11 protein-coding genes are annotated in these 9,325 nt (G+C 40.7%); 10 read left to right on the top strand and 1 reads right to left on the bottom strand.

Translation table 11 applies throughout. The features are described 5' to 3' along the window. Window positions 1-215 precede the first annotated feature (215 nt). The 10 genes from TW85_RS14730 (at window position 216) to TW85_RS14680 (ending at window position 9,029) form a co-directional block, all read left to right on the top strand. Complete coding sequence (locus tag TW85_RS14730; protein ID WP_046017902.1) at window positions 216-401, top strand: DUF2970 domain-containing protein; 186 nt, start codon at window positions 216-218, stop codon at window positions 399-401. A 134-nt stretch (window positions 402-535) separates the two neighbouring features. Further along, a complete protein-coding gene (coxB, locus tag TW85_RS14725) occupies window positions 536-1,669 on the top strand; it encodes a cytochrome c oxidase subunit II (protein WP_046017901.1) in 1,134 nt (377 codons plus the stop codon). 9 nt (window positions 1,670-1,678) lie between these two features. Beyond that, window positions 1,679-3,247 (top strand): cytochrome c oxidase subunit I, encoded by a 1,569-nt coding sequence (gene ctaD, locus TW85_RS14720; RefSeq protein ID WP_046017900.1) that lies wholly within the window; start codon window positions 1,679-1,681, stop codon window positions 3,245-3,247. Between the two features lie 2 nt (window positions 3,248-3,249). After that, entirely contained in the window at window positions 3,250-3,783 is a 534-nt protein-coding gene (locus TW85_RS14715) for a cytochrome c oxidase assembly protein (RefSeq protein ID WP_046017899.1), read from the top strand. Between the two features lie 33 nt (window positions 3,784-3,816). Continuing rightward, on the top strand, window positions 3,817-4,683 hold the full coding sequence (locus tag TW85_RS14710) for a cytochrome c oxidase subunit 3 (protein WP_046017898.1): 867 nt from the start codon (window positions 3,817-3,819) through the stop codon (window positions 4,681-4,683). Window positions 4,684-4,950: 267 nt separating this feature from the next. Then, a complete protein-coding gene (locus TW85_RS14700) occupies window positions 4,951-5,736 on the top strand; it encodes an SURF1 family protein (protein ID WP_046017896.1) in 786 nt (261 codons plus the stop codon). Then, window positions 5,726-6,247: a hypothetical protein gene (locus TW85_RS14695; RefSeq protein WP_046017895.1), complete on the top strand. Its 522-nt coding sequence runs from the start codon at window positions 5,726-5,728 to the stop codon at window positions 6,245-6,247. Before TW85_RS14700 ends, TW85_RS14695 begins: the two co-directional genes overlap by 11 nt. 173 nt (window positions 6,248-6,420) lie before the next feature. After that, the gene (locus tag TW85_RS14690) at window positions 6,421-7,503 is read left to right on the top strand and encodes a COX15/CtaA family protein (RefSeq protein WP_052702228.1); all 1,083 of its coding nucleotides are present in this window, start codon (window positions 6,421-6,423) and stop codon (window positions 7,501-7,503) included. Continuing rightward, window positions 7,487-8,383, top strand: coding sequence for a heme o synthase (cyoE, locus tag TW85_RS14685; protein ID WP_046017894.1), 897 nt, complete (start codon window positions 7,487-7,489; stop codon window positions 8,381-8,383). Before TW85_RS14690 ends, cyoE begins: the two co-directional genes overlap by 17 nt. Window positions 8,384-8,426: 43 nt before the next feature. Next, on the top strand, window positions 8,427-9,029 hold the full coding sequence (locus TW85_RS14680; protein WP_046017893.1) for a Yip1 family protein: 603 nt from the start codon (window positions 8,427-8,429) through the stop codon (window positions 9,027-9,029). 75 nt (window positions 9,030-9,104) lie between these two features. Here TW85_RS14680 and TW85_RS26490 read toward each other — a convergent pair. Further along, on the bottom strand, window positions 9,105-9,325 hold a 221-nt coding region (locus TW85_RS26490; protein ID WP_046017892.1), incomplete at its 5' end, for a hypothetical protein.

The raw sequence follows: 9,325 nt of genomic DNA, 5'->3' as shown, positions 1-9,325 counted from the left end.
AGTGTTCACACAAATTATCTGTAATAAATTCTAACAAAAGGTCGCTTATAGCGGCCTTTTTGCGTTTCTAGCCCTCTATATTTTTCAGCTATTCAGCTTTATAAACGATCAATATTTATGAGAGGCTTTGTTGTCTGAATAAGTCAGTTGGCTTGATTTTCTTCTCTTTTGCTTCCACTCTGACATTAACTTAAATAGCTTAAAGGGATGGATCAATGAATATTTGGAAAGTTTTTAAAGCTGTTTTTTCTGCCTTTATTGGCGTACAAAGTGAAAAAAATCGGTTAGAAGATTTTCAGTCTAATAGCCCTATTCCCTTCATCTTGGTGGGTATTTTAATGGTGCTCATTTTTATCGTTTCCTTAATATATCTTGTTAACTTCATGGTTTATTTAACCTAATTATTTTCAAAAGTTACTGGCAAGCTGAAAATTGCTTTCTATACTCTGAATATCGCTCAAGGTTAAAGCAGGGTATTGGGGCTTTGTTTCTTGGGTTCTCTACGTATAAAAAAAACACAAGTAGGGGTAAAAAGATGAAGGAGAGATCTTGTTCGTCAGCTGCTTTAATTATCTTAGCTGCCTTGTGGTCTGTTTCTGCTCAAGCTGATTGGGCGTTAAATATGACTGAAGGGGTAACTGAGGTTAGCCGTTCAATTTATTCATTACATATGCAAATCTTTTGGATTTGTGTCGTTATTGCGATAGCTGTGTTTAGTGTGATGTTCTGGTCTATTATCCACCACCGTAAATCGGCGGGGGCTAAAGCAGAACAATTTCATGAAAATACCACTGTCGAATTAATCTGGACTATTGTCCCTGTTTTAATTCTTGTCGCTATGGCTGTTCCTGCCACCACAACCTTAATTGAAATGTACGATACATCCGACTCGGATGTAGATATTCAGGTCACAGGTTATCAGTGGAAATGGCAATATCAGTATCTTGGTGAAGACCTTTCTTTTTTTAGTAACCTGTCCACCAATCCCGATGAAATTTATAACAAAGTCGAAAAAAACGAAAACTATCTACTTGAGGTAGATGAGCCGCTCGTTGTGCCAATTGGTAAAAAAATCCGCTTCTTAGTGACATCAAATGATGTAATTCACTCTTGGTGGGTGCCTGCATTTGCGGTCAAGCGTGATGCGATTCCTGGTTTTATTAATGAGTCATGGACTCGTATTGATGAGGTAGGAACATATCGAGGTCAATGTGCTGAACTCTGTGGTAAAGATCATGGCTTCATGCCAATTGTCGTGCAGGCAGTGACCGATGAGGACTATGCACTTTGGTTAGCAGATAAGAAAGCTAGCATAGCAGCAGAAGTCGCAGCAGCGGCGAGAGTTTGGAGTTTAGAGGAGTTAATGGAAAGAGGTGAAAAAGTTTACCAGACAAACTGCGCTGCCTGTCACCAAGTTGGCGGTCAGGGTATTTCGCCTATGTTCCCTGCGCTTAAAGCGAGTGCAATAGCAACCAAACCTGAACAAATAGATGAACATATTAAAATTGTTTTAGAAGGACGGGCGGGTACGGCCATGCAAGCTTATGCTGCGCAATTAAGTGCTGTCGAATTGGCTGCGGTTATTACCTATGAGAGAAATGCTTGGGGTAATGACACTGGTGATATCATCACACCGCAATCCATCCAATCAATGCTTAAGAGTAAATAGGGGAATTATATGACGTCTGCTGTAGGTCATCATCATGGTCCCGCAACTGGGATAACTCGTTGGTTATTTACGACTAACCATAAAGATATAGGCTCTATGTATTTGATCTTTAGTCTGCTGATGTTCTTTATCGGCGGTTCTATGGCATTGGTTATTCGCATGGAGCTTGTGGAGCCTGGGTTGCAAGTCGTGCAACCAGAGTTTTTCAATCAAATGACAACCATGCATGGTTTGATTATGGTGTTTGGTGCTGTAATGCCAGCGTTTGTTGGTTTGGCAAACTGGATGGTGCCATTAATGATAGGTGCGCCAGATATGGCATTACCTAGATTGAATAATTTTAGTTTCTGGTTATTACCGTTTGCATTTTTTATGCTGCTTTCAACCCTAGTGATGGACGGAGGAGCACCTGACTTTGGCTGGACCTTTTATGCTCCTTTATCCACGACTTATGCTCCTCCGAGTGTAACCTTCTTTATCTTTGCCATTCACTTAGCGGGTGTCTCCTCAATTTTAGGGGCGATTAATGTGATTGTTACCATCATGAATATGCGTGCGCCAACCATGTCTTACATGAAAATGCCGCTATTCGTTTGGACTTGGTTGATCACGGCTTTCTTATTGGTTGCTGTCATGCCTGTACTTGCTGGTACGGTTACCATGATGCTGACAGATATTCATTTTGGTACTAGTTTCTTTGATGCAGGCGGCGGCGGTGATCCAGTTTTGTTCCAGCACTTGTTCTGGTTCTTCGGACACCCTGAAGTTTACATTATGATATTGCCAGCATTTGGTATTATTTCTCAAATTGTCCCAACATTTAGTCGCAAGCCATTATTTGGCTATGCCTCTATGGTTTATGCAACGTCTTCGATTGCGCTTTTATCTTTCACCGTTTGGGCGCATCACATGTTCACGGTAGGAATTCCGTTAGTTGGTGAACTCTTCTTTATGTATGCCACCATGCTGATCTCTGTGCCAACAGGGGTGAAGGTGTTTAACTGGGTGGCGACTATGTTTAGAGGGTCAATGACCTTTGAGACACCTATGTTATTTGCAATCGCCTTTATTGTCTTGTTTACGATAGGTGGTTTTTCTGGATTGATGTTGGCGATTTCACCTGCTGACTTCCAATATCATGATACCTACTTTGTTGTTGCCCATTTCCATTATGTGCTCGTGCCAGGTGCTGTTTTCTCGATTATGGCTGCGGCATATTATTGGATGCCGAAATGGACAGGTAACATGTATGACGAGTACTTAGGTAAGTGTCATTTCTGGTGCTCATTTGTAGGTTTGAATCTTACTTTCTTCCCAATGCATTTTGTGGGTCTTGCGGGTATGCCAAGACGTATTCCTGATTACTCGATCCAGTTTGCCGATTTTAATTTGGTATCGAGTTTAGGGGGCTTCTTGTTTGGATTCTCTCAACTGATTTTTGTATTGGTAGTTGTTAAATGTGTGAAAGGTGGTAAAAAAGCAGAAGCTGTTGTTTGGGAAGGCGCAGAAGGGTTGGAGTGGCAAGTGCCTTCACCTGCACCTTATCATACTTTTGAAACACCACCAGAAGTGAAATAAAGATGAAAAGTAACCGTAAACTTATATTGCAGTTGTGTGGAGCGACTGTCGGCATGTTCTTGTTTGGATTTGCCCTTGTTCCACTCTACGACGTGTTTTGTGATATCACAGGGCTTAATGGCAAGTTGGAGTTGGTTGCTAAGAAAAATACCGGTGTGATCGATACTTCTCGAGCAATTAAAGTGCAGTTTATTGCGAATACTAACGAGAATATGCCTTGGGACTTTGTTGCTAAAGACGTAGAAATGACAGTGCATCCGGGTGAAAACGCAAGGGCTGACTTTTTTGTTCAGAATCTAACAAATGAGCAAATGGTTGGCCAAGCAATTGTTAGTGTTAGCCCTTCTATTGGGGCTAAGTATTTTCATAAAACTCAGTGCTTCTGTTTTGATCGCCAAGTACTTAATGGCAAACAAGCTCAAGATGTGAGTGTCTTGTTTAGTCTCGATACTGATCTACCTGATAGGGTTAAAAAGATTACCTTGTCTTATACTTTTTTTGATATTACGGATTTACAGCCGGTAGCGGCAAACTAATAAAATTAAAAGCGTTAAAGTGGGAGAAAAATAATGAAAAACTCACACGAACATTACTATGTGCCAAGTCAAAGTGCTTGGCCTATAGTGGCAACCTTCGCCTTGTTCTTCATGGCATTTGGAGGAGGTCTTTTAATTAATTATGGTTCTCCTTTGCTATTAACCGCAGGGGTAGGACTGATGGCTTATATCTTTTATGGCTGGTTTAGTAAGGTTGTAGAAGAGAGCCATGATGGTTTGTACAGTGTGCAAATGGATAATAGCTTTAGATTAGGCATGGCTTGGTTTATTTTTTCTGAGGTTATGTTCTTTGCGGCGTTTTTTGGCGCTCTTTTTTATATAAGAACGCTTGCAATGCCTTGGCTAAACGGTGAAGGCGACCATGCCATGACCCATGAACTACTTTGGCCTAACTTTATTGGTGAATGGCCATTACTTAATACACCTGCGGCAACGTCTAGTGTGCCGTCTGGCTTGCCTGACCCTTTCCATCTTCCCCTTATTAATACCGTATTGTTAATGCTTTCTAGTGTTACTTTAACCATTGCTCATCATGCTCTTAAAGATAATGACAGAGTTAAAACCATTCGTTGGATGGCAATAACCTTAGTGTTAGGTGTGGCTTTCTTAATAGTGCAAGGGATTGAGTATTATGAGGCTTATGCGCATTTAGGTTTAACACTTGAGTCAGGTATCTATGGCTCGACCTTTTTCATGCTTACTGGGTTTCATGGCATACATGTTACCTTGGGTAGCATTATTCTATTGGTCATCTTAATGAGATTGCTAAAAGGCCATTTTTCGCCAGACAAGCATTTTGGGTTTGAGGCATCTGCTTGGTATTGGCACTTTGTTGATGTTGTCTGGCTTGGCTTATTTATCTTTGTCTATATTGTCTAGCTGTTCTTGGGTGACTTGCCATGGTGCTTTGTTGCCCAGATCGCCAGTGTAAAGACCAAAGGTGACAAGGCAAAGTAATAATAGGGTTAGAGAAATCCTGAAAGATAAAGAGACAAATAAGTGTTTAGAGTTTTTTTTGTTAAAAAGAAAAAACAACCCAGTAAAAAGGCTGGCTAAGATACCGAAAAATACGATCAATATTAATGATATAAGCATACATCTTTTCCTTAAGGGTTCTAAGTATTACCAAGAGGACATGTTATTAAGATGCCACAATTAACAGGTTTGCAACAGGCAATTTTTAGACAAGGTCGAGGGAAGCTAGTTGTTTTCATTTGCTTGGTGGTCGTGTTTTTTAGCCTTACTCTGTCATTAGGTTTTTGGCAGCTAGATAGAGCCGCACAAAAAGAGGACTATCTCGCACGTAATCAAACGAATGAAATAATGCAGGCATCAAGTTGGGTAAATGCGATAGATGGGCAGTTGATTCAACTTAACGGCAAATATCTATCTCAATATCAATTTTTGATAGATAACAAAACCTATCAAGGTAAGTCTGGTTATGACGTGATAGTGCCCTTTTTAACCAAGGTCGGTCTTGATGATGTTCTTTTTTGGGTGAACTTAGGTTGGGTTGAAGCTTCGGTTGATAGGAGTAAGCTGAATAAAACAAATTTACCTAATGCAGAAGTAGAGTTGCAAGCACGAGTTTATCTACCTGCTAAAAAAGGTTTTCGGTTAAGTGATGCTCAGTATCAAACACAAGGTTGGCCTAGTCGGGTTCAATATTTTGATGCCAGTTTTTTTCAACAATTGATAGGTACAGAACTAACTCAGAAAAAAAAGCATTTATTAGTGTCTGGGTTTGAGATGAGATTAGAGGCTCATCAAGCAGGTGTTCAGGTTAGACGTTGGTTGCCTAACAATGTAATGCCACCGGAAAAGCATCTTGCCTATGCATTCCAATGGTTTGCATTAGCATTTTCTCTAATTGTTCTCGCTGTTGTTTTCTTAGTGCGTCATGTTAAGGAGAGTATGAATAATGAGATCTAAACTGTATTCCAGAACAATCGTCTTAATTATGTTTGCCATGACAGGTTTGCCTTTATCTTTTGCATGGGCAATGGTGTTTACGGATTGGCGGCCAAGTGAAATTACGGCAAAAGGGGAGTTTCTTGAAACGCCTATTGCTTGGGACACGATCTCAACGAGTCCTCTAGCAGGAGAAGATGGCACATGGCGATTGCTTGTCATTGAAGAGTCTTGTCAGTCTCCTTGTCTTGATCGTTTAGAATCATATCGACGTATGCATGTCGCTTTAGGTCGACAATCAGATGGTCTATCAAGAGTGTTATTGACTAAGGAGCAAATAGATAATCAAGATAGTTTCTTGTATCTAGATAAATTTTCTAATCTTGATGCAGATAGCGTTAAAGACTTGAAGCACAAAGCCTGGTTGGTAGACCCCCAAGGCTGGTTAGTTATGTCATTCAAAGCAGAGCAGGATGCCGCTGAATTACATAAAGATATTTTGAAGTTACTTAAAAATAACTTTCAAGGCTAAATAAATAGATCACTAAAGGTTTATCAAGCCAGACAGTATTAAAGGAACCTGCGGATAAGTCTTCCCGCCTCAGCGTGTGGACAAAAGCGCCTAGGTTTATGGCGAGGGGCGTAACTTAATCGTAAGTTCCTAAAGCATCACCAGATTGATTCCTTGTTACAAGTGAGCGCAATATGATTGAAGCGAAAATGCCAAGTCCAAAACAAGAGACAGCTTTTACGGAACAACAAAGCGTCTCCTCTTTCTTCAATATCCGACTAATCTCTCTAGTCGGCGTATTTCTTATTTTCATTGTGGTTGGCCTAGGTGCTTACACTAGGTTGTCTCATTCGGGTTTGGGATGTCCAGATTGGCCTGGCTGCTATGGCTTTTTAACCTCGCCAGACTCTAAAACAGAAGTCGCATTAGCTAATGCGCGTTTCCCTGAAAATGCGGTAGAAAGTGAAAAGGGTTGGATCGAAATGATTCACCGTTATGTTGCAGGAATAGCCTTGCTTTTAACCTTAGCCATTTTCATTGTATCTATGCGAGCGCGAATGAAAGGGTATCAGGAGACCTACTTTAAGCATATCAGCCTGATTCTTGGTGTCATTGTATTGCAGGCAGCATTTGGAATGTGGACAGTAACCTTAAAGTTATGGCCACAAGTTGTGACGGCACACCTGTTAGGTGGCTTTACCACGTTAAGCTTGTATTACCTTTTATGGTTAAGGTCCAAACCCAACGAATTACCTAGGATAAAAACGAACATTTCCCTTAAGGCAAAGTTAGCTGTTTCCTTTGTCTTTTTTCTCACCATAGTGCAGATCTTTCTTGGTGGCTGGATGGCCTCTAACTATGCAGCCTTTGCCTGCCCTGATTTACCCCTATGTCAGGGAGAGGTTTGGCCAAACGCAGATTATGCCCAAGGGTTTAATTTATTTCAGAGTATCGGGCCAACTTATCTTGGTGGTTTATTGGAAGGAGAGGCCAGAGTCGCCATTCATTTGATGCATAGATTAGGTGCTTTAGTACTTATGCTTGCGATTTTAGCTGTTGGCTTCTATATATTTAATAAGAATAAGCAGTTAGCTTGCCGATTAGTGGTTGTCTTGATGCTTCAAGTTGGTTTGGGTGTGGCCAATGTCTGGTTTCATATCCCAGTTCAAATTGCAGTAATACATAACCTTGTTGCAGCTTTGCTCTTACTTCATATGCTCGAAGTGCTTTATGTCTTAATGCAGGCAAAAGAAGAGGTAGATGAATATGCTTACTAATGTACGAATTGATCAAGCGCGCCTTTCATGGCGTGACTATTACAATCTATGTAAAGCAAGAGTCGTTGCTGTTCTTCTTTTAACAGCGGTAGTTGGGATGTTCTTAGCGACACCTGAAGTGCCTAGTTTAAGTCTCGTGCTTATATCTACTCTTGGTATTGGTTTGTGCGCAAGTTCAGCCGCTGCATTTAATCACGTTCTAGATAGACGTTTCGATGCCATCATGTATCGCACTCGTAACCGACCATTGCCAAGTGGCAAAGTCGGTACACAACAAGCGGTTTTATTTGCCATCATAATTGGTGCCTTGGGCTTTAGTATACTTTACTTATTAGTGAACCCATTAAGTGCTTATCTAACGCTTGCTTCGTTAATTGGTTATGCACTTATATACACCGCTTTTTTAAAGCGCGCTACGCCACAGAATATTACGATAGGTGGTTTAGCGGGGGCTATGCCGCCGCTACTTGGCTGGGTATCAATAACAGGAACATTAGAGCCAAATAGTTTATTACTTGTGCTGATTATTTTTGCTTGGACCCCTCCACACTTTTGGGCCTTAGCAATACATAAACGTGAAGATTATGCCAAAGCGGGGATCCCTATGTTACCTGTTACTCATGGTGTGGCCTTCACCCGATTACAAATTTTGCTCTATACCTGTTTATTAGTTTTAACCACAGCACTGCCTTTCATAACAGCAATGAGTGGTTTGATATATTTGTTTGGCGTTGTTTTGTTGAATATGCGCTTTATGTATTTTGCATTGCAACTATTTGGAAATGACGAATCAGTACCTCTTAGGATGTTCTGGTACTCCATTCGTTACATTATGTGGTTGTTTGCATGGCTGCTAGTGGATCACTACATTCCATTATAGGTTGGCAATAACCTAATCAGTGTTACCTGAACTGGAGGTGTTTATGTACGTACAACATTTTGTCGGATTAATTCATCATCCCAAAGAAGAGTGGGAGGAGATAGTCGAAGAAAAGTACTCGATAGTTCAATGCTACCTTAGATACATTATCTGGCTTGCTGCCATACCGGCTGTGTCTGTGTACATAGGCACAACGCAAGTTGGCTGGAGTTTAGGTGGTGGAGATACGGTATTACTAACGGAAGCAAGTGCTTTACCCATAGCTATAGCATTCTATCTAGTTTTACTAGGTGCGGTTGGTGCAATGGCGTACGCCATGTATTGGATGGAGCATACCTATGGTGTTGATGCGAGTTTAGAGCGTTGCTTCATGTTAACAACATTTACGGCAACGCCAATGATGCTAGCAGGGTTAGCGGGGTTGTATCCTGTGATGTGGTTTGATGTCATGGTTGGTCTAGTAGCCGTCACCCATACCCTTAAACTGTTAATTACAGGGGTGCCAATTTTAGGGCATATCTCTGAAGAGCGTGGTTTCATGTTCTCCATGTCCGTTGTCACAGTAGGGCTTTGTGTTTTAGTCGCTGTATTGGCAATTACCGTCATCTTATGGGCGTCTGTTACACCACCTGTGTTTATAAGGTAACAGTATTAGAAAAGTACGTTTATTAAGCGATTTTAATGATGGGAAAAAGAGGGCTTAGGTCCTCTTTTTTTGGTTTTAAAAAAATAATAAGAAAAGTAAAAATAAGCGTTGACGGAAGCAAAACTCTAGGTATAATTCGCCTCCACGATTTGGGGGAAGCAAATCAAAAACAACTTCCAAGTTAAGTTTTAAACTTAGCCAACGCTCTTTAACAATAAATTTTTTGAATAGATCGAAATGATTGATCTTATTGTATTTATACAATTTATCAGTCATTTCAAAGACGATAATCAAGC

The organism is Marinomonas sp. S3726 (genome assembly GCF_000967665.1).
GTDB lineage: Bacteria > Pseudomonadota > Gammaproteobacteria > Pseudomonadales > Marinomonadaceae > Marinomonas.
Note: the sequence above shows the minus strand (reverse complement) of the source record. Positions and strands in the feature narration are given on the sequence as shown.